We start from the raw sequence: 21,261 nt of genomic DNA, 5'->3' as shown, positions 1-21,261 counted from the left end.
ACAATAGTTATAGGACAAATTGTAGTGTGCAGGAATATTTTTTCTTATATAATGATACTGGAGTAAAAATTTTTTGAACTATACAATAACGCTTCATAAAGGAGATTAACCCAATGACTAGAACCTCTTACTATCTCGGTGTTGATATTGGTACCACAAGTACAAAGTCAGTTCTTTTTGCAGAAAAAGGTAAAGTTATCAGCATGCATCATGTTGAATACCCTTTATACAGCCCTGCCCCGTCCATTGCAGAACAGGATCCGGAGGAAATTTTCCATGCTGTCCTAGAAACGATGAAAGTAGCTATCAAAAAGGGCGAAATCAATTTGGAACAGCTTAAACTTGTTTCCTTTAGTTCTGCCATGCACAGCCTTATCGCCATGGATGATAACGGTAAACCAATTACCCGCTGCATTACGTGGGCAGATAGCCGCGCTACAGAAACAGCTGAAAAAATTAAAAACGAATTGAATGGTCTTGCCATTTATCGTAGAACCGGAACACCGATTCATCCGATGTCACCTCTTGCCAAAATTACTTGGCTAAAAGAGGATCATCCTGAAATCTTTAGCAAAACCAGCAAATTTATCGGTATTAAAGAGTACATATTCTTTAAGCTATTTAATCGTTATGTGATGGATTATTCCATCGCCTCTGCAACAGGGCTGTTTAACCTCGAACAGCTTAATTGGGATGCAGAAGCACTAAGTGTTGCCGGTATTACCACTGAACAATTGCCTGAACCAGTTTCAACAAAGTTTTATTTAACCGGCTTAAAAAATGAATATGTCGAGGAGCTTGGAATATCAGGGAACACTCCATTTGTAGTCGGAGCAAGTGACGGTGTTCTTTCCAATCTCGGCGTCAACGCCATTGACCCAGGAGTAATGGCTGTCACGATTGGCACCAGCGGCGCGATTCGGACTGTAACGGACAAGCCAGTGACTGATCCAAAAGGGAGAATTTTCTGTTATGCGTTAACTGAAAATCATTGGGTTGTCGGCGGTCCAGTCAATAACGGCGGGATGACCTTCCGCTGGGTTCGTGATCAGCTTGCCTGGTCGGAGGTTGAAACAGCAAAACGACTTGGCATCGACCCTTACGATGTCTTAACAAAAATTGCCGACAAGGTCACACCTGGTGCAGAGGGGCTCATTTTCCATCCGTATTTGGCGGGTGAACGTGCCCCTTTATGGAATGCCAATGCCCGCGGTTCGTTTTTTGGACTTGGCCTTCATCACAAAAAAGAGCATATGATTCGTTCTGTCCTTGAAGGTGTCATTCTAAATTTATATACCGTTATGCTCGCCCTTCAGGAAATGATTGGCGTACCGCAAAAAATCCAGGCAACAGGCGGTTTTGCCCGGTCAGCATTGTGGAGACAAATGATGGCGGATATTTTCAACCAGGAAGTTGTTGTGCCGGAAAGCTTTGAAAGTTCCTGCCTAGGTGCTGTTGTCCTTGGTATGTATGCACTTGGGGAAATTGAAGATTTCTCGATTATGTCAGAATTGGTCGGTTCCACCCATGCCCACCAGCCAATTGAAGAAAACGTGGAGATTTATCAGGATCTAATCCCGATTTATATCCGCCTTTCCCGTTTGTTAAGCGAAGAATACGGTGCCATCAGCAGCTTCCAGCAAAAATGGGTGAGGTAATCACCAATGCCGCAAAACTGTCTAGGAAAAATTCGCTCCTATTACGCAAGACTTAGTGAAAAAGAAAAAAAGATTGCTGACTACATCTTGGACAGTCCCGAAAAAATCATTCATAACACCATTAACGAAGTGGCAGAGGATTTGAATGTCGCCGATGCCACTGTTTTTCGGTTTTGTAAAAGGATTGGCTTCAAGGGGTACCAGGCAATGAAAATTGCCCTCGCTTCTGAAATATTTGAACCGATTCAACAGATTCATGAAGAAATTAAGGAAGATGATACGGAGAAAACGGTAGCAGTGAAAATTTTCCAATCAAATATTAGAGCATTGGAAAACACCTTGCAGATTCTCGATGGGCCTTCTATTCAAAAGGCAGTTGATTTATTATTGCAGGCGGACCGGGTTGAGTTCTATGGAACGGGTGGCTCAAATGTAATCGCTATGGATGCTTTCCACAAATTTGTCCGGACAGGGATCAAAGCATTTGCCTTTATCGATTCCCATTTCCAGCTTATGTCTGCTTCCCAGCTTGGCAAAAAAGATGTGGCTGTGGTGATTTCTCATTCGGGAACAAACAAAGACACCATCAATATTTTAAGAACAGCGCAAAATAATGGCGCCAAAACAATCGGTATTACAAGCTATCCAAAATCACCAATTGGACAAAACGTGGATGTTGCTCTTTTTACAAGCTCTGAAGAGACCGAATACCGCTCCGAAGCACTGTCTTCGAGAATCGGTCAATTAAGCTTGATAGATGCCCTTTATGTCAACATGATGATCCGCAATAAGGAAAAGGCCAAAAACTCACTTGATAAAGTTAGAGAAGCCATTTCTAATACTCGAATGTAAATCTAAAAGAGGATGCCTTTTTGGGGCATCCTCTGCTTTTTTACTTAGACAAACATATTCACTATAAGTGCCCCAATAAAGGCGACAAAGGAAAGAATGGTTTCAAGTACTGTCCACGTTTTGAAGGTTTCTTCAAGAGACAGTCCCAAGTATTCTTTAACCATCCAGAACCCTGCGTCATTGACGTGTGAAAACATTAACGAGCCTGCGCCTGTTGCTATAACCAGCAATTCTAAATTGACTCCGGACATTCCGGCCACAATGGGAGCGACGATTCCGGCTGCAGTCGTTAATGCTACTGTTGCTGAGCCGGTTGCAATCCGGATTAACCCGGCAATCAAAAAGGCCAGCACAAGTGGTGATATGTTTAAATTTTGAGACATATCAGCAATGACCTTCGCCACACCGCTATCAATCAGAATTTGCTTAAATCCACCGCCGGCACCAATAATTAAAATAATTGAACCTACCGGTATAATACATTCTTCCACGAGTTTTTTAATTAAGTTCCTATCCATTCCATGACGGAAGCCAAGGAAATAAAAAGCTAGGAAACAAGAAATTAACAGTGCGATGACTGGGCTGCCGATAAAGGTTAACACTTTTTGCGCACCAGCTGAAAGATGCAAATATGGTGCCGCTGTTCCTAATATCATTAATATGACTGGCATTAAGATCGATAGGAAGGAAACACCAACACTTGGTACCGACTTTTTATCGGCTTGATCGTCGATTTTCACCAACGTTGGTTCGCCGGTCGGGATAACCCGTTTGTTAATCATCCATGCAAATAACGGCCCGCCAATTATACCTGTAGGAATCGCAATAATTAAAGAGTACAGCAATACTTTTCCAAGATTAGCCCCATAAATTCCGATTGCCGCAATCGCCCCGGGATGCGGCGGGACAAGACCGTGTGTGATAGACAAACCTGCGATAGCCGGCAGACCAACTAATAAAATATTTTGTTTAGACGCTTTTTGGATGGAAATAACAAGCGGTAACAGAATTAAAATTCCTACTTCAAAGAAAACCGGTATCCCGATAATAAAACCTGAGAAAAACATGGCCCATGGCAGCTTCTTTTCACCAAATGCTTTAATAAAGAAATTGGCGATTTGTAAGCCTGCTCCTGATTCAGCTAGCATTTTGCCTAAAATCGTACCTAGTGCCAAAATACCGACTAAGTGTCCTAAGACTGCGCCGACTCCTGTTTCATAAGAACCGACAATCTTGTCCCAGCCCATTCCTGAAAAAATCGCCAAGAATAGTGCTGCGACCATTAAACTTATAAACGCATGCCACTTAAACCAAGAAACTCCTAAAATGACAATGATGATCGCCAGCAGTGTGATGATTAACAAATATGCATCCATTATAACTGCCACCCTTCTGTGATGTATGAAACTTATAAATGATATGAAAGCATTTTCAAGCAAAACTCATTATACGGAAAAATATTTCTTGAATCAATACATTTTTTGAAAAAATATTTATTGCATTATAACTCATCGTCGGGAACAATCTCTTAGTTGCTAAATTTCACCTTATTATTCTTCAAAAAATAAATGCTTATACTATACAGCCTTTCCCCTGAAAATAAGGAAGACAACAAATTTCCTATTTAAATTTTTCTGAAATTTCGGTAAAATAATATTTAGAGAATCGAAATAAATACGGAAAGAAGTGTTATATAACTTGAAACAACAGGACCAGGCAAAACGAAATTTGGCCATCATGTGGTTCGCCAACTTTTTTGTAGCTGGAAGCATGACAATGGTTCTGCCGTTTATCTCCCTGTACATCGAGTCACTGGGTGATTTTTCAGAGAAATACGTCCAGCATTGGTCAGGTTTAACATTCGGTATTACATTTGTGTCCGCCTTCCTCTTTTCACCGATTTGGGGCCGGATCGGGGACCGATATGGCAGAAGAAAAATCCTGATTATTTCCGGAATGGGGATGGCATTTTCGATCCTGTTAATTGGGTTTGCCCAATCGGTTTGGCAGCTTTTCATGCTTCGCTTTTTTATGGGCTTCTTCTCAGGATTTATTCCGATGTCCCAGGCACTTATCTCCACACAAACGCCGAAAGAAATTGCCGGCCGAGTCCTCGGCACCCTGCAAACAGGAAGTATTACAGGTTCCTTATTAGGCCCGATGCTTGGCGGGGTTCTCGCCGATACATTTGGTTATGCAGACACTTTTAAGTGGACCTCCGTCACGATTTTCCTTTCCGCCCTGCTTGTGCTGGCTGTGAAAGAAGTACGAATGGAAGTAAAAAAGGGAGTGAAGTCCCACTATTCAAGCAAAGAAGTTGTCCAGCATATTATCCATAATCCGATCATGCTGACTGTTCTGCTCATCTCAGCCCTTGTACAAATCGCCCATTTTAGTATTCAGCCTATCCTATCACTATTTGTAGGCGAGCTGCATGGCCCTAAAAATATCGCCTTTTATTCAGGAATTGCTTTTTCTGCTGCTGGTTTAGGGAATTTATTGATGTCCAGAAGATGGGGAAATATTGCTGACCGGCACGGTTATATTAAGGTTTTGGTGATTCTTCTTTTCCTAGCGGGAATTATTTACTTACCTGGGGCCGCGGTTACAAATCTTTGGCAGCTGGTCATCATTCGGTTTGTTCTAGGGGTTGCCATCGGGGGAATTATTCCGGTGCGAATTGCTTATATCCGCCAGGAGGCACCTCTTGCCATGCAAGGTGAGGTTCTTGGCTATAACAACAGTCTGAGGTTTCTTGGAAACATCATTGGCCCAATGCTCGGCGGCTTTATTTCCGGATACCTTGGTTTTTCGGCTGTATTTATCAGCACCAGCGCATTATTAATCATTAGCGGTGTGATTTTACTAGTATCCATGCATAAGCATCCTAAACTGGCAAAGCATACAGCATAAAGGGTGAGCACATATGCGCTCACCCTTTTTATCATGTTATTGGCCTTGCTGGAGCTGCAGTTCATACACCTTTAAATTGGCATAAACAGCTTCTAAAACCGGAACTGGAATTTGTTCTTTACGGGCGATCGTTAATAAATACCCATGCAGATGGTCCGCTTCGACAGAAAGCTGCTTCTCCATATCCCGCTGCATCGAGGATTTCATCGCGTAGCCCAAGCTATCAATTTGATTCAGTTGAAGTGCTGCTATATCTTCAGGTAGAGGCGCACCAATTTTGTTCATCACGGAAATGATTTCTTGTGACAGTTTTTCGATAGTTGCCCGGCCGCTTGGCATTTCCCTGATTGGTCCAATCGGCGCCCTCATCAGAGTCGTAATTCCTGACATCATCGTAATAAACAAATATTTGTTCCATAAATCCTGATTAATGTTGTCGCTGAGTCGATAGCCAGACCTAGTGCCACTGAAGGCTTCTTCAATTTTTAAGATTCTTTCAGTCTTTTCACCGGTTAATTCACCAAAGACAATATCGTGTCTTGGGCTTGTTTGGATGATTCTTCCCTCTTCGTCTAGGGTAGTTTCAATAAAGCACAGGCCGCCAATGATCCGCTCTTGGCCGAACTCTGCTGCTAATTGTTCAATATGGGAGATTCCGTTTAATAATGGAAGAATGGCTGTCTTTTCATTTACATATTGCTGGAAGCTATCAATTGCACCTTGCAGGTGATAGGCTTTCGTCGAGAGGAGGATTAAGTCAAACGCATCCGCTTCTTCTCCTGACAAAATCAGTTTTGGAGTCAGTGTAACGCTGCCGTGAACACTATCAATGACAAGCCCTGTTTGGTCAAGCTGCTTCTTTCTTCCTTCTCTTACTAAAAAAGTGACATCAACGCCTTTTTCCTGCAAGCGTCCGCCAAAATATCCGCCAACTGCCCCTGCACCAACGACTAAAATCCTCATGCTACAAACCCCCTATGTATAAAACTATAATTCTAGTATAAGGGAATTCTTACTAAATAGTAAGATAAAAAAGCAGGATACTCTGTCATCCTGCTTTTAAATATTGGTCTGCCGTTTTGAAAAATCAATGTCTTGATAATAGCTGTTTTTGACAAGAATATTTGGGCCAAGACACCTTACGGATGGACAGTGGCAGCTCAGTTCTTTTGCTATGTTCGAGGTTTGCCATGTCTGATACGCATCTTGAAGTTTCGTCGTTTGAATGTTTCCGAGCGGAGGAGCATCACCAAAATCAGTTACGATAATATCTCCGTTGAAAATGTTGACATTTAGACGGGAGCGGCCGTCAGGGTCGTTACGAACGGTGATATTTTTGCTGGAATAGAGCCTTTTTAATAGGTTAAGGTCCTCCTCATTATTGTTGCACGGATAAAATGGCAGTGTGCCAAACAGCATCCACGTGTTTTCATCCCTAGTGTCCAACAAACGATGGATCGCCTCTCGTATTTCTTCGAGCGTCAGCACTTCCAAATTGCTAGCGAAGTCACTCGGATACATCGGATGCACCTCGTGCCTTTGGCAAAGCATCTCATCGACAATTTGCCGGTGAATTTTTTCAAGATGCGGCAGCGTCCGTTTGTTTAACATTGTTTCAGCGGATACCATCACACCTTCTTTAACAAGCTCGCGGCTGTTCTCTATCATTCTTTCAAAATATTTAGCCCGCTGCTGGTGATCAGGCTTTTTTTCCATCCGGGCAAAACCGCCCTCAACAAAATCGTCTATAGTTCCCCAGTTATGCGAAATATGTAGGACGTCCAAATAGGGAATAATTAGTTCATAGCGGTCGAGGTCCATTGTTAAATTGGAATTGATTTGCGTCCGCACTCCGCGTTCATGTGCGTATTTTAAAATGGGAACGACATAATTCTTCACCGAGGAAAGAGAAAGCATCGGTTCGCCGCCAGTGATGCTAAGGGCTCTTAGTGTCGGGATTTCCTCCAGCCGTTGTAATAGCAGTTCAAGCGGAAGAGCCTCCGGATCTTTTGTCTGCAAGGTATAGCCGACCGCACAATGCTCACAGCGCATATTACATAGTGTTGTGGTAGTAAATTCAATATTGGTCAGCTGTGGTTTTCCGTACTGCTCAATATCCAGATAAGCTTCCCAAGGATCATACTGAGGGGAAATTTTTCTCATAGTTTTCATGATTTGCTCCTTTAAATCGAATCTAACAAACTTAATTATTATAGCCGACTTTGTGGATTTGATGGTACACAAAAGCTTATGAACACCATTACGTTTATATTCAGATGGATGCTTTTCAATCTGCTTATCCGTTTATCGACAAATTGCCGGGGAAATAGAACAAATTTATAGGAATATCGACAAACTCTTTGAATTTTCAGAAATCTATATTCCCGTCTTTCAAAAAAGGCTGTACCTGACACTAGCGCCTTGTACAGCCAGGTTTTTATTTTTTTTTGCTTAAAAAATACACATATACTTTAATCATAAAATAACTCACTTCATCTGGAAGTAAATCTTTAATAGGTTTTAGGCGGTCTCGGCCAGCTTGTTCCACTGCTTTTTCTAAAAGCGGAATATACTCGCCTGGAATCAGCCTTGTAAAATCAACAGCAAGTCCCTGCTGGGCACATTGCAGCAAATGATTTTCGACGGTGCTTACTGCCAACTCGCGCTGTTCGGCTATTTCCTGAATGGATAATTGGCTTTGATGCAGGTTCAATGTCTCTAAGTGCGAATCTGTCACCGTTTTTTTCGCCGGCTTTTTTGCCGCGACCGGTTCAGGTTCTAATTCGCTTTGGTAGTTTGGGTTTTCCTCTAAAAACGCTCGAATCACTTGGATAAACTCCAGTCCATATTTTTGAAGCTTGTGTTCCCCTACCCCGCTCACATTTAACATTTCTTCACTTGCTTTCGGCAGCTTAGCACACATATCCTTGAGCGTTGCATCTGAGAAAATCACAAACGGAGGGACTTTTTCTGCCTCGGCAATCCGTTTGCGGGCTTCCCTTAATTCTTCAAATAATGGGTCACTCTTAGTTACTTGTTTCACCTGGACAGTTTCCCTGCGATGGACCTGCTGAGTTCCGAGTAAAACTTCTTTTCCCTTTGGTGATACATAAATGGTTGGAAAGGTACCTTGCTCAATCGCTAGTAAGTCCTGCGAAATTAGGAATTCGATAAAATCACTGACATCCTTTGCACTTTTGTCCTTCATGATTCCGTACGTTGATAACCTTTCGAAACCCATTTCGGTGACTTTTTTATTTTTCGAGCCTGTTAATACCTGTGCGGTGATGTTTTTACCAAAGCGTTGCCCCATCCGAATCACACAGGACAAAACCATTTGCGCTTCTTTTGTTACATCAATGCTTGTCCTTGCGTCCGTGCAATTTCCGCATCTGCCGCACGGCTCCGTTTCTGTCTCACCAAAATAATGCAAAATAAATTCCTGCAGGCAGCTTTCTGTATGGCAATAATCGACCATCTGCTGGAGCTTTTCAAGTTCTTGAGTCATTCTGGTCCTATCGCTGGATTGGTCAATTAGAAAACGCTGAATTTGCACATCCTGCGGCGAGTAGAGCACGATACATCCGCTGGCGAGTCCGTCACGGCCTGCACGTCCCGCCTCCTGATAGTAGCTTTCCATGTTTTTTGGAAGCTGCAGGTGAATACAATAGCGGATATTGGATTTGTCGATTCCCATTCCAAATGCAGAGGTCGCTACCATAACCGAAGCTTGGTCTGTTAGGAACCGTTCCTGCTCGAGGGCTCGTTCCGCATCCCCCATTCCGGCATGATAGCGGGCGACATTGATGTTTTCCTTTCGGAGCCGTTCGAAAAGGATATCGACATTTTTCCGTGTCGCAGCATAAATAATGCCCGCCTCTTTGTCATTCTTTTTCAGATAATCTAACAGATACTTAAGACGATCCTGTCCTTTAATGACAGAGAATGAGAGATTTTCACGCTCAAAGCCTGTGATAATGGTGTTTCGTTCATCTATTTCCAGCAGGCTGCAAATATCTTCCCGCACCCTTGGTGTTGCCGTTGCAGTTAAAGCGATGACGCTTGGCCTTTGCGGCAGCATTTGAATCATTTTTTGGATATGCCGATAGCTTGGACGGAAATCATGGCCCCACTGCGAAATACAGTGCGCTTCGTCCACTGCGATTAATGGGATTTCCATTTGTCTAAGATCGTTTAGGAATTCCGGCGATTCCAACCGTTCGGGTGCTATGTACAATAATTTGTATTCCCCGTGCTTTGCCGCGTGGATTCGATCATGGGCCTCCTGAAAACTAAGAGAGCTGTTGATAAAGGTGGCTGGAATTCCTACTTGAATAAGGGCATCAACTTGATCCTTCATTAATGAAATCAGCGGGGAGACAACAATGGTGGTGCCCGGGAGAATGAGAGCAGGAATCTGGTAGCAAATCGATTTTCCGCCGCCAGTCGGCATGACGCATATAGTGTTATTTCCTGTTAAAACGGATTGAATGGCCTGCTCTTGGCCGGTGCGGAAGGAGCTGTAGCCAAAGTGGGATTGCAGCAGGGGAAGTGCTTGTTCAAACAAGGTAAGTCCTCCTTTTATTTTTGAATTCAGTTCCTTTCTATTATACTACTTTCTAAATAGATATGAAAAATTGAATAGTTATGGTTTGGTGAGCCTTCATAACGACTGGAGAATTGATTTCTTTCTTCGGTCGGGTGTTATAACTTTTCATAACACCACGACCAAAAAAATAATAGATTAAACCTGACTGGATGTGGCTGGCTGCAATTTAAAATCGGCTACCAATTCACCAATTACCTCCTTACGGGCATTGCGCAATTTCGGGCGGTGGTACTCAGCAAGTTCTTCAATTTGCTCCGCAGTTAATAGATTCAGTTGTTTCAACACTTCGACTGCTGCAGGAAAGACGGCACGGCTATTGCCGTCTTCAACCTTGATGGCAATCCCCAGCCCTGTTTCAAGATCACCTATACAATAAACAGCCTCAGCCCCAACCTTGCCTATGAATCTGCCTTTTCCTATCCTCATAAAATCGGAACAAAAACGGTCTGTTCCACCAACCATTTCCGGGGCTGTTATCATTGCCTTCGCCACCCGTCTAACGGCATTACGGCGATTTTCAGGCAGGGCATCAGGCTGTGCCAAGCGGGCATATCCATTAGCGATTTTTTCAAGAGGCAGGCCATGAACCGGTACGCCGCATCCGTCGATACCTATTTCTATTTTTTCTATCGGATAATCTGTCATCTCACTGACAGCGGCAAGAATCCGCTGTTGAACGGGATGATTCAGCTCGTAATAGTTTTCCAGTGTTTCTCCTAAATGTTTGGCAGTCACGAGCATCCCGGTATGCTTTCCGGAACAATTGTTATATAAAGGAGTAATCTCTTTACCTTCACGAATTAGCTCTTTATATCTCTCTTCCCATCGCGGTGGATGGGTTCCACATTTCAAGCAAATGTCTTCAAGGCCTGCCCTTGCAAGAATTGCTAGAACCCTGTCTGTATGCATTTTCTCTCCATTGTGCGAAGCACAGCATAACGAAAGATCGGCATCGCTGAAGCCATAATGATCAGCTGTCCCCGTTTCCACTACAGGAATGGCCTGAATCGGTTTCATCGAGGAACGTGCGAATACCACTGCATCAGGATTGCCTGCATAATAAAGTAAATTCCCCTTGGCATCCACCACTGCAATATGTCCATGATGAACGCTTTCAATTAAATTGCCTCTTGTTACGTTTACTAAGTTGGTAGAATTCAAGTTCATTCATCCCTTATATAAGTTTCAAAATCTTATAACAATTATGGAACAAAAATAGGTCCTTCACAACCAAGAAAAATGTTTTAAAAATGTTCAAATTTTACTCTGTTCTATGTGACTTATGTCACGAAAACGGAAGAAAACATTATATACAATTTAATTAAGTTATTAAAAGGGGGAATTAAGAATGGCATTCGCTTGGTTGGTTACAATTGCTTCATTTATTCTTTTTTATTATACAACATCCGTTATTATGGACGGACTTAGAGAAAGAGAACAATATGAATTATCTATTTTAGATGCTCAAATTCAAAGTAACTTCGCAAATCATTTAGAGATTCCCAAACAAGCAAGTTAGTTTGTGTGTTTTTAAAAAGCTTTACTATTATAAAAACAGACTGCCGGTAGAAACCGGCAGTCTTTACTATTTTAATTAGGCTAAACCGCAAATTCCTTTGGTACTGCATCGCTTAAACTATCCCTTATTTGTTGGCCCTGGGCTGAAAAGCTCCTCTAATTGTTTGCGCAGAACGAATTTCTGGATTTTTCCGCTAGCGTTCCGCGGCAGCGCTTCACAGAAAATGTAATTGCGCGGACGTTTATAGTTTGCTAGGCTGTTGCTGTTTTTGCAATACTCGTCTAGGTCCTGCTCGGTGATATTCGGGTCCTTTTTCACAACGAAGGCAGTGACGGTTTCCCCCCAGCGGTCGTCAGGCTGACCGATGACAGCCACATCAAGCACACCATCATGTGCATGGAGGACGTCTTCCACTTCGCGTGGGTAAATATTTTCACCGCCGCTGATGATCATGTCATCAACCCGGTCATTGACAAAAAGGTAACCTTCCTCATCCATGTAACCGATGTCACCTGAATGATACCAGCCTTTATACATCGCCTTTTCTGTAGCCTCTTCACGATTGTAATAGCCGAGCATCATACTTGGACCTCTTACAATAATTTCACCTGCTTCTCCTGCCGGACAAACATCATCCGGTTCGGACGGTCCATCTTCCTTAGTCCTGACAACCCGGATTTCATGGTTTAATCCTGCTTGCCCCGCAGACCCAGCTTTTCTCAGCTGATCTTTTTCCGACAAGAAGGTTATCGCAGGACCCATTTCTGTCATCCCGTAAGCTTGAATCAAGGAGATGCCCAAGCGGTCATGGAGAGCATGAACAAGTGATGGCGCCATTGGAGCAGCACCATATAAGCCTAGCTTCAGGCTTTCGGTATTGTACTTGCTTAAATCTTCCTGAAGAAGCATATTCCACATGGTAGGGGCTGCAAAGAACTTTGTAATTTTTTCGTTTTCGATTAATGACAGTATCACTTTCGGATTAAATTGGTGCAGGACGACGTTTTTCGCCCCTATTTGCACCCTTGGCAGGAACGCACAGTGCAGCTCGGCACAATGGAACATCGGAGCTGTCACAAGGCCGACATCCTCTTTTTCAAGCTTTTGGGAGGCAATGCAGAGCAGGCTTTGGTCGACCATATTGCGGTGGCTATGCATGACCCCTTTAGGTCTTCCCGTTGTTCCGCTCGTATAAATAAAGGCATAAATATCATTTTCATTTACTTCGGCTTGGATGGTTTCTGCAGTGGTAGAGGCGAGTTTTTCTTGGTAATTGGCGGCATAGGCTGGAGCCTCTTCATCAATAAACCAGAACGAGATTTTGTCAAATCGGCTGGCAATAGCCGTAATTACTGGCTCCAATGCCTTTTCAAAAATAACAACCTTAGGGGCGGCATCGGATAAAATAAACGCTACTTCCTCCGACATCAGGCGGAAGTTAATCGGGTTGAAGATAGCACCGATTTTCGCACAGGCAAAAAAGGCGGTTCCTAGTTCTTCTGTATTAAACATAAAGGTGGAGACGCGGTCTCCTTTTTTCACGCCTTGTTTAAGGAGAGCATTTGCCAGACGATTAACCTGCTCATTCCACTCTTTATAGGTGTAGCGGACATTTTTGCGAACATCATAGAGGGCTTCCTTGTTGGGGTACTTTTGGACTGTTAATTCAAAAATTTTACCGATAGTCGTATTGCTCATTTACTCGCCTCCGTTTAATTTAGATTTATAAGGAGGCAATTGGCCAGTGGCCAATTGCCATCTTTATCATGCGGGGTTTTTATAATCCTAAATTTTTCGCAATTATGGTTTTCATAATTTCATTGGTACCTGCATAAATGGCTCCTACTTGAATATCGCGGAACCGTCTGGCAATCTCGTATTCTTCCATGTAGCCGTAGCCGCCATGTAACTGCATACATTCAGACGCGACTTTTTTTGCAATATCGGTCAGCTTCCATTTTGCCATGGACACCTTGGTCACAACGTTTTTCCCTTCCATATGCTCGGCAATCAACTGGTCCAAAAAGGCTCTGCCCATTTCAATTTCGGTGGCCATTTCGACAATTTTGAATTGCGTATTTTGGAACTGGCTGACTGGTTTGCCGAACGCTTCACGGCTTTTTACATATTCAATCGTTTTTTGCAGCATCACTTCGGCAGCTGTTTGCGCTCCAATTGCCACTAGCAGGCGTTCCTGCTGGAGTTTTTCCATCAAATAAAGGAAGCCTTTTCCCTCTTCTCCTATGAGGTTTTCCTTTGGAACACGGCAATCTTCAAAAATTAATTCTGCCGTGTCCTGGGAATGGAGACCAACCTTGTTCAGCTTGCGGCCTCTAGAAAATCCAGGAGCGTCACGCTCAATGACCAGCAGGCTGACGCCCTTATGCTTTGGAACTGCCTGCAGATCGGTCTTCACCGCCACCACAATGAGGTCCGCTTGAATACCGTTGGTGATAAAAGTTTTTTGTCCATTGACAATATAATGGTCCCCGTCAAGCTTAGCAGTGGTTTTAATATTGGCAAGGTCAGAACCTGTCCCTGGTTCTGTCATCGCAATCGCAGTAATGATTTCACCAGTGACGCACTTCGGCAGCCAGCGCTGCTTTTGTTCCTCTGTTCCATAAGCGGTTATGTAAGGAACGACTATGTCACTATGAAGTCCAATTCCAATCGTGCCGGTTCCGACTCGTTCAAGCTCTTCATTAATAACAACTGAAAAGCCCCAGTCAACCCCGCTGCCGCCATATTTTTCATCGATGTCTGGACATAGGAAGCCTTGCTCACCCATCTTCGTCCAAAAGGAGCGGGGAATGAGTCTATTTTCCTCCCATTGCTCATAAAAGGGATATGCTTCCTTTTCTAAAAACTTTCTTAAAGACTGGCGAAAAATTTCATGATCTTCATTTAAATAAGGGTGTTTCATTCTATAAACCTCTCTTTCTATAGAAAACGCTTTCTTTACTTTCTATTTTAACAAAAACTGTAACCTTTTTGAATTTTTAAAACTTTTTATTTTTCCAAAAAAGTTTTGGCGCTCTTTTCTACTAATACCAAAGATTTAGGTCTTTTTGCGCAATTTGTAGAATGATATTTATTGTACACTAGACGAAATGAAACCATAATTAATTTGGTAAATACTTTTGTTAGGGGGGGATTTTTATGCAATTTAAACGCTTTTCAGTTCTATTTGCTTTTATACTCACATTTAGTTCCTTTTTCTCTTCGTTTGCATTTGCAGAAAGTAATGTGAAACCTAGTTTAGTAGCTCTGGGAGATTCTATTACATACGGATGGAATCTGGACGATACGAATGGAAATACAAACCAATCTTCAAAAGCCTTTCCATATTTAATTGGAAACGGTGATTATCGTGTTAGTGCGAACATTAGCGGCGGCGGCTGGACTTCTGGTAAGCTATTAAATGAAATCAGCAAACCTGAAAATATCCTAGCAATTAAAAATGCAGATGTTATTACGATAGATATTGGTAGTAATGATTACCTACAAAATGAATTAATTCAGAAACTGCGTGCTGGGCAGCCTGTTGACCCCGTGCAACTCCCTATTGCGATTGGGCAGGTCACAAAACAATTATCCATAAATTTAGGGGCAATTATTGGTACCATTAGAGCTTATAACCAGGATGCCCCAATTATTCTATACAACATTTACAATCCTTTCTGGGATACTAACGCTGCTTTGTATCCGCTTGGTGAACAGTTTTTGCCAATAGCTAACGGTGCAATTCAGCAAGTTGCTACCGCATCCAAATCTCTATTAGCAGACTCGTATACTGCCTTTAAAGGGAAGCAATCGGATTATATTTTCCCTGGCGGAGATATCCATCCAAATGAAGCCGGACAGCAAGTTTTAGCTGGGTTAGCCACTTCACTTCTATCCGCCCTGCCAAAAGGTGAAATTACAATTGACTTAACAGCTTCAACAACGGAGCCTACAAGTGATTCGGTCACAATCACTGTTTCTACCAGTGCTAAAAAGGCACTTGCGATTCAATGGCTTAAAGGTGATAAGACCGTTGAAGATTTTGCAAAAGTAGGTACAGGTGTAGATATCAAGGAGAAAAAATTTCAGGTTACAACAAACGGAACTTATACCGTTTACATCAGGGATGCAAAAGGTGCGATGGCTGTTAAGAGTATAACTATTAGCAATATTCGTAAGGGTTGGGGTATTGGTAACGGCCACAGCAATATCAATATGAATAATCAACACCAGACACTGAACAAATAGCAACTTAGTATAAAAGCCAGTTCCGCAAACTAATATTGCGGCCTGGCTTTTCATTTTTATTGTCAAATCAGTTACCTTTTTTTGAAAATTCCTATATCATTAGTTTAGATTGATTTGCAATGAATGGAGGAACCAAGCCTTGCGAAGAAAAATTGTCATTACCCAGAACCTTGAACAACACCTGCTCAGTCAAATTAAAGAAGTAGTCCCCGATTGGGAATTGATAGCCAGCAAGGAGAAAGAAATCTGGCAAGCACATGCCAAGGATGCTGAAATCATTGCCGGGTGGAAAAAAGGCATTGATGAATATTGCCTTGCTCCTGATTCAAAACTGAAGTGGCTCCAAAGTTGGAGTGCCGGTGTCAATACCTTGCCGCTTGAAAAACTGGAAGCCCATAATATTCTTTTAACAGGTGCAAGCGGCGTGCATGCCTATCCCATTTCTGAAACAATTTTCGCCTTAATGCTTGGTCTAACCCGAAAAATCCATACATACGTTCGAAATCAGCAAGCCAAAACCTGGCATCATGCTAATATGAAGCTTGAAATCCATGGAAAAACGATTGGCATTATCGGGGTCGGAACAATCGGAAAAGAAACCGCCAAAATCGCCAAAGCCTTTGGAATGAAGGTTCTCGGTGTACGGCATTCGGGCCAGCCGGCTGAGTTTGTCGATGAGATGTACACTACCGATCAATTGGACGCACTTTTACCGCAGTTTGATTATGTGGTAGTCACCTTGCCGCTGACGAAAGAAACACGCCGCATGTTTGGCGCCGAACAGTTCAAACTCATGAAACCTGAGGCCTTCTTTATCAATATCGGCCGTGGTGAAATCGTGGTTGAAGAGGAAATCGTCAAAGCCTTGCAGGAAGGTAAGATTGCCGGAGCAGGTCTAGATGTTTTCGAAAAAGAGCCATTAAGCCAGGACAGTCCGCTTTGGGAAATGGAAAATGTCATTATCACTCCGCACACGTCCGGTTCCACTGAGCATTATAATGATCGTGTTGTCGAAAATATTTTGATACCCAATTTAAAAAGCTACCTTTCAGGTGAAGGCCCTTCTATTAATCTTGTTGATTATGCAAAAGGGTATTAAATAGAAGAGAGACCACTTGCGGTCTCTCTTCTATTTTTTATATCTTCCAGGAGTGTATTTTTCACTCGCCTTAAAGTTATATACCGGTTTAATAAAGCTTGCAATCACGACGGTTTCTTCCACTTTTTCAAGAATTTCATTGATTGGCTTGTAGGCCATTGGCGCTTCATCGAGTGTTTCTTCAGACACCGATGTCGTCCATACGCCCTTCATCGTGTTGTGGAAATCAGCCAGCTTTAATTTCTTCATTGCCTGGGTCCGGCTCAAGACGCGGCCTGCTCCATGCGGTGCCGAGTAATTCCACTCGTCATTTCCTTTGCCTACCGCTAAAATCGACCCATCCCGCATGTTGATAGGAATAATCAGCCGCTCCCCTTTTTGTGCAGATACTGCACCCTTACGCAAAATCAGGTTATCTGTATCGATATAGTTGTGTATTGTATCGAAACGGTCCGCTTCTTCGAACCCCATATTTTCAGTAATCGCTCTGGCGATTTCTTCACGGTTGGCTTTTGCGAATGCCTGAGCCAGTTTCATGTCATGAATATAGTCATTAAAATCCTCGCCTTCCAAATAAGCTAAATCATCTGGAATGACAGGATTTTTTTCCTTATAGCTTTGAATCACAGCTTGAATTTCCCTTTGGCGCCCCTCAGCCTTTAGTTTTTCAATGATTTCGCTTAAATCATGCTTACGGAGCTTAGAAATGGCCAACTTTTGATAATATTGAGCAATCTTTGCTCCTATATAGCGACTTCCGGTATGGATAGTTAAATAGTGGAATCCTTCAGAGTCAGCCGAAACCTCAATGAAATGATTGCCGCCACCAAGCGTTCCAAGACTATAAAGGCTTTTATTCTGACTCAGAATATGGGCTGCTTTAAATTCTTCCGTGGACGGAAAACTCGTGTTAACGAAACCGACGGTCTCATCCGTATGAATCTCCTGTCCGCTAGGGACGTACGTCCTGATCACTTTATCCAGTTTATTAAAATCGACCTTTTTTTCTTGAAGTTTGACAGTCATAACACCGCAGCCAACATCCACGCCTACCAGATTCGGGACCACTTTATCCTTTAACTGAATGGTCGTGCCGATCACGCAGCCTTTCCCAGCATGATAGTCTGGCATAATACTAATTTTGGTATCTTTTAGAAATGCTTGATTACAAAGCTCTTTGATTTGCTCAAGCGCTGTATCCTGCGGGTAATTGGAGAATACCATTGCCTCCGTCTGTGTTCCCGTTATTTTAATCACGAGTTTTTCGCCTCCTTTTACAGATATTAACAATAGGCTACCACCGATGATGGAATTAGGCAACGGATATTTGTGCGACAATTTTCTATATATCTAACAATAAGGTATTTGAAGGACATTTCCTTGGGCCGACACCTAATTTTGTCCTTCATCCCGCTTATCAAGGACATTTCACTTCTGCAGATACTTGATTTTGTCCTTCAGCCCCCAGCAAATAAAAAAAGAAGATGCCCACCACTGGGCATCTCCAAAAAAACTATTAATATATCGTCTGCATTCCTTTTCCAGCCACTGTCATCCACTCGAACTGGCGCAGCCTTACCTCGAACAGCGTCAGCGGGTCGCGGAACATTTGCGGGTTGGCGTTCAACTTGTTCAGCATCTCGCGGTTTGATGCCGCTTCTCCGCGCGTTTCTTCCACTGCAGATTTTAAGACACCTAGTGGACTCTTGAAAAACCAAGAGACATCCCTCTCCAACGATTTTTCAAATAGCTCGAACGGCTGGAAAAACTGGCGGCAGACCTGTGCAGCAACCTCTGTATAATCCTCGTTTTCCACAAAGGACTTGTATTTGTTATATACCATCGTTTTGTTCTGCGACAAGGCCCCAAACAGCTTCCCGGCACTTTTCAATAAGAACTGCGAAGGAGTCCGCTTCAGCAAAATATTGACAGGCTCAAGCACGAATCGGCTTGTCATTCGGTCGATATCGCGGAGCCAATCATCAAGCACCTTAAAATCACACTCAAGGCTAAGCCTCTCTTCGCCATACATTTGGTTGAAACTTGCGCCGAGCTCAATTAATAAATCCTGCCCTTGGTCAAATTCCTCCCGACAGCCCATGATCCATTCCTGAAGCCTTGTATAGTAATTCGGCATTACCTGCTGCTCCAGATAATCTTGAATGCGGTTGTTCATCTCATGATTGAGGTCCAAATGAATGGTACTGAAATTACTGTCCTCCTCGATCAAGTTCGAGCACTCTGACAGCATTTTGGGAATAGCTTCAAAAATATCCGCTTCAATTGATTCCTTTACAGAGCGGTACAGCTTGGTGATTGACTTTGTTTTCTGCGATACCTCATCATTCAATTGATGGACAGCACCACTTAACTTCATATTCATTTCCTCGTTCCAATGAACCGTTTCAATTAAGCGATTTTCAACGTCAAGCCGCTTTTGCAAAAGACCTGCAATCGTCGCGCGGATAAAATATAACAGTTTAGCAAGTCGTTTATCTGCTATGTTTCTTGTATTCCGAATTGAGTCGATAAACGCCTGTAGATCGCTTAACTGCTGTACACGGTCATATTGCGAAGAAAAGCCTAACAGCTTGGCATCAGGCAAATAAGAATGAATCGCATGCTTCGTTTCCTCATAAACCTGAATGGCATCCTGTTCATTTACAATTGTGTCCAGCTTACTCAACAGAAAATGAATCGGCAGGTCAGGGGCAAGTCCTTGGATTTGTGCCACAACCGCCCGCTCTTTTTCCGTAAACGGAGCATTCGCATCCAACACAAACAAAACAGAGTCAGCAAGGTTTAAATAATTCAAAACCTCAAAACGGTCGTTTTGGTTCCCTTTTAACCCTGGTGTATCAATTATAGCCAAACTATTCTCCTGTAAAAAAGGAGTTGGCTGCTTAAATTCAATGATGGACTCAAGCGCATTACGAAGACGGTCCATGCGCTCTTGGAAGTCCGTAAATCCGGAAAGTGTCTTAACCTCTCCGTCAGTTATTTCGGTAATATCCACTTCCCCGCCGTTTTTAAACATCACAACGGATGAAGTCGGGCTGTCCTGGACGTCCTCACCAAAGATGGTATTGATAAAGGTAGACTTTCCGCTGCCTACGAGTCCGGTAACAAACAGATGCTGCGTATCGAAATCAACAAGCTGGTCAACAATCCAGTTCACACGGTTGTTTTTCCCCATATCGTTGACTTCCGCCCATTTAATAATCGCTTCAAATAACGACAAGCACTCTTCCAGTTCATCCATGTCACACTCTGTCTTGCTGATTAAATGTTCAGCCTCCTCCACAATGGAGACGCTGAGGCTTGCCGGAAATAGTTCGTTCCAGGACAAAATAGCCGCTGCCGCGGCAACTACATTCCCACCATCAGCTAGCCGAACCCAATTTGTCAGCAGGTCCGGAAGAAAATCATCAATTTGTTTAATGTAGTACTTACCGCCAATATAGTGAAAATACGTTTCTTTATGAAGTTGTGAAAGCTCGCGCAGTTGATCTTGGCGATCCAACTCCAGATTCAACAATAATTGATTGATTTCCTTAATCCAAAGCAGATAGGAATTTTCATTCATATAACTGTTCCATAACGATGAAACAAGCTGCTCAAATTTCCCCTTATTTACGCCATATAAACTAAATAAGGCATTGGAAAAATAGCTAGGTGACAGCGCCCGTGTCACTCCTTTTTCCACATAGGTGTTTAGAATTTCAAACCACTCAAGCGATTCTGTCCGCTTTGCTTCGTTTACCGCTAGTTCAATGGCATTATCCCAATCCTCCCGCTCTTCAAAAAAAGCGCGGGCCACATTCGTGACACTTGGGTAATCCGGATAAGCAGCCACCGTTCTTTTAATGACCGCCACAGCTGCATCAATTTTGCTGCGTTCAATATAAAGAGCAAATAACTTTAACGCGACCTCAGCATTCAATGTAGAATTATCGGTTTCAATCACCGTGTATATATCTTCCGCCGCCGACAACAGGCCCAGTTCATAATAAGCATCGGCGGTATTTTTTCTGGCCCACGGTTCGAGCTCGTTGATAATATTTTCCCACTTAAAAATAGCTGCTTCATAGTCCTTATGATGAAAATATACTTCTCCTTGGGCATACCTTATCCGTGTTAAATCCGGGAGATCCTTTCGGGCTTCCTCCTGAAATGCTTCCCCCAGCACCTTAATGGGGTGTTCATCTTCATGTTCATTAATGAACATTTTATAAAAGGTTTTGTCCTTTAATTGTTTTTCAAACGTCATTTCTATCCCCCCAATTGCCAACACTCTATTGTATATATGGTAAAGAGGCATAATTATTCCTCATACTATTCGAAGGTGATGTGGCTTATA

At 42.8% G+C, this 21,261-nt stretch carries 15 protein-coding genes; 6 read left to right on the top strand and 9 right to left on the bottom strand.

Translation table 11 applies throughout. From position 1 onward, the window contains the following. Nucleotides 1-113: 113 nt before the first annotated feature. On the top strand, nt 114-1,658 hold the full coding sequence (gene gntK / locus V5M37_RS05300) for a gluconokinase (RefSeq protein ID WP_423801095.1): 1,545 nt from the start codon (nt 114-116) through the stop codon (nt 1,656-1,658). A 6-nt stretch (nt 1,659-1,664) separates the two neighbouring features. Then, nucleotides 1,665-2,510 carry a MurR/RpiR family transcriptional regulator gene (locus tag V5M37_RS05295; RefSeq protein WP_423801094.1) on the top strand — a complete coding sequence of 282 codons (846 nt, stop codon included), beginning with the start codon at nt 1,665-1,667 and terminating at the stop codon, nt 2,508-2,510. Nucleotides 2,511-2,554: 44 nt separating this feature from the next. Here the strand turns inward: V5M37_RS05295 and V5M37_RS05290 are convergent, their stop codons facing one another. Then, on the bottom strand, nt 2,555-3,886 hold the full coding sequence (locus V5M37_RS05290) for a gluconate:H+ symporter (RefSeq protein WP_423801093.1): 1,332 nt from the start codon (nt 3,884-3,886) through the stop codon (nt 2,555-2,557). A gap of 361 nt (nt 3,887-4,247) precedes the next feature. On the opposite strand from V5M37_RS05290, the gene V5M37_RS05285 reads away from it, so the two are divergent. Next, a complete protein-coding gene (locus V5M37_RS05285; protein WP_423802576.1) occupies nt 4,248-5,423 on the top strand; it encodes an MFS transporter in 1,176 nt (391 codons plus the stop codon). 36 nt (nt 5,424-5,459) lie between these two features. On the opposite strand, the gene V5M37_RS05280 is transcribed toward V5M37_RS05285, so the two are convergent. The 4 genes from V5M37_RS05280 to V5M37_RS05265 all read right to left on the bottom strand — a co-directional run bounded on the left by V5M37_RS05280 (nt 5,460) and on the right by V5M37_RS05265 (nt 11,199). Continuing rightward, nucleotides 5,460-6,386, bottom strand: a complete 927-nt coding sequence (locus V5M37_RS05280; protein WP_423801092.1) for a ketopantoate reductase family protein — start codon at nt 6,384-6,386, stop codon at nt 5,460-5,462. Between the two features lie 96 nt (nt 6,387-6,482). Continuing rightward, complete coding sequence (gene yfkAB, locus V5M37_RS05275) at nt 6,483-7,595, bottom strand: radical SAM/CxCxxxxC motif protein YfkAB (RefSeq protein ID WP_423801091.1); 1,113 nt, start codon at nt 7,593-7,595, stop codon at nt 6,483-6,485. Nucleotides 7,596-7,860: 265 nt separating this feature from the next. After that, the gene (gene recQ, locus V5M37_RS05270; RefSeq protein WP_423801090.1) at nt 7,861-9,990 is read right to left on the bottom strand and encodes a DNA helicase RecQ; all 2,130 of its coding nucleotides are present in this window, start codon (nt 9,988-9,990) and stop codon (nt 7,861-7,863) included. Nucleotides 9,991-10,167: 177 nt separating this feature from the next. Continuing rightward, nucleotides 10,168-11,199 (bottom strand): asparaginase, encoded by a 1,032-nt coding sequence (locus V5M37_RS05265; RefSeq protein ID WP_423801089.1) that lies wholly within the window; start codon nt 11,197-11,199, stop codon nt 10,168-10,170. 181 nt (nt 11,200-11,380) lie between these two features. Between V5M37_RS05265 and V5M37_RS05260 the strand changes: the two genes are divergently transcribed. Next, nucleotides 11,381-11,551: a hypothetical protein gene (locus tag V5M37_RS05260; protein WP_423801088.1), complete on the top strand. Its 171-nt coding sequence runs from the start codon at nt 11,381-11,383 to the stop codon at nt 11,549-11,551. Between the two features lie 117 nt (nt 11,552-11,668). On the opposite strand, the gene V5M37_RS05255 is transcribed toward V5M37_RS05260, so the two are convergent. Together V5M37_RS05255 and V5M37_RS05250 are read right to left on the bottom strand one after the other, a co-directional pair. Beyond that, a complete protein-coding gene (locus V5M37_RS05255) occupies nt 11,669-13,249 on the bottom strand; it encodes a fatty acid--CoA ligase (RefSeq protein ID WP_423801087.1) in 1,581 nt (526 codons plus the stop codon). 79 nt (nt 13,250-13,328) lie between these two features. After that, complete coding sequence (locus V5M37_RS05250) at nt 13,329-14,474, bottom strand: acyl-CoA dehydrogenase family protein (protein WP_423801086.1); 1,146 nt, start codon at nt 14,472-14,474, stop codon at nt 13,329-13,331. A 236-nt stretch (nt 14,475-14,710) separates the two neighbouring features. On the opposite strand from V5M37_RS05250, the gene V5M37_RS05245 reads away from it, so the two are divergent. After that, complete coding sequence (locus tag V5M37_RS05245; RefSeq protein ID WP_423801085.1) at nt 14,711-15,802, top strand: SGNH/GDSL hydrolase family protein; 1,092 nt, start codon at nt 14,711-14,713, stop codon at nt 15,800-15,802. 139 nt (nt 15,803-15,941) lie between these two features. Then, the gene (locus tag V5M37_RS05240) at nt 15,942-16,901 is read left to right on the top strand and encodes a D-2-hydroxyacid dehydrogenase (RefSeq protein ID WP_423801084.1); all 960 of its coding nucleotides are present in this window, start codon (nt 15,942-15,944) and stop codon (nt 16,899-16,901) included. Between the two features lie 30 nt (nt 16,902-16,931). On the opposite strand, the gene V5M37_RS05235 is transcribed toward V5M37_RS05240, so the two are convergent. Continuing rightward, entirely contained in the window at nt 16,932-18,158 is a 1,227-nt protein-coding gene (locus tag V5M37_RS05235) for an RtcB family protein (protein WP_423801083.1), read from the bottom strand. A gap of 259 nt (nt 18,159-18,417) precedes the next feature. Then, complete coding sequence (locus V5M37_RS05230; protein WP_423801082.1) at nt 18,418-21,171, bottom strand: dynamin family protein; 2,754 nt, start codon at nt 21,169-21,171, stop codon at nt 18,418-18,420. Between the last annotated feature and the right edge of the window lie 90 nt (nt 21,172-21,261).

Origin of the sequence: Neobacillus sp. SAB-20_R2A, from assembly GCF_049568635.1 — a bacterium.
Classification (GTDB): Bacteria; Bacillota; Bacilli; order Bacillales; family Cytobacillaceae; genus Neobacillus; species Neobacillus citreus.
The sequence above is the reverse complement of the archived record's forward strand: the minus strand, read 5'-3'. Positions and strand labels throughout refer to the sequence as shown.

Bases quoted from the DNA above. Each gene is read 5' to 3' on its own strand.
- gntK (WP_423801095.1), top strand. From the start codon at position 114: ATGACTAGAACCTCTTACTATCTCGGTGTTGATATTGGTACCACAAGT.
- V5M37_RS05295 (WP_423801094.1), top strand. From the start codon at position 1,665: ATGCCGCAAAACTGTCTAGGAAAAATTCGCTCCTATTACGCAAGACTT.
- V5M37_RS05290 (WP_423801093.1), bottom strand. From the start codon at position 3,886: ATGGATGCATATTTGTTAATCATCACACTGCTGGCGATCATCATTGTC.
- V5M37_RS05285 (WP_423802576.1), top strand. From the start codon at position 4,248: ATGTGGTTCGCCAACTTTTTTGTAGCTGGAAGCATGACAATGGTTCTG.
- V5M37_RS05280 (WP_423801092.1), bottom strand. From the start codon at position 6,386: ATGAGGATTTTAGTCGTTGGTGCAGGGGCAGTTGGCGGATATTTTGGC.
- yfkAB (WP_423801091.1), bottom strand. From the start codon at position 7,595: ATGAAAACTATGAGAAAAATTTCCCCTCAGTATGATCCTTGGGAAGCT.
- V5M37_RS05265 (WP_423801089.1), bottom strand. From the start codon at position 11,199: ATGAACTTGAATTCTACCAACTTAGTAAACGTAACAAGAGGCAATTTA.
- V5M37_RS05260 (WP_423801088.1), top strand. From the start codon at position 11,381: ATGGCATTCGCTTGGTTGGTTACAATTGCTTCATTTATTCTTTTTTAT.
- V5M37_RS05255 (WP_423801087.1), bottom strand. From the start codon at position 13,249: ATGAGCAATACGACTATCGGTAAAATTTTTGAATTAACAGTCCAAAAG.
- V5M37_RS05250 (WP_423801086.1), bottom strand. From the start codon at position 14,474: ATGAAACACCCTTATTTAAATGAAGATCATGAAATTTTTCGCCAGTCT.
- V5M37_RS05245 (WP_423801085.1), top strand. From the start codon at position 14,711: ATGCAATTTAAACGCTTTTCAGTTCTATTTGCTTTTATACTCACATTT.
- V5M37_RS05230 (WP_423801082.1), bottom strand. From the start codon at position 21,171: ATGACGTTTGAAAAACAATTAAAGGACAAAACCTTTTATAAAATGTTC.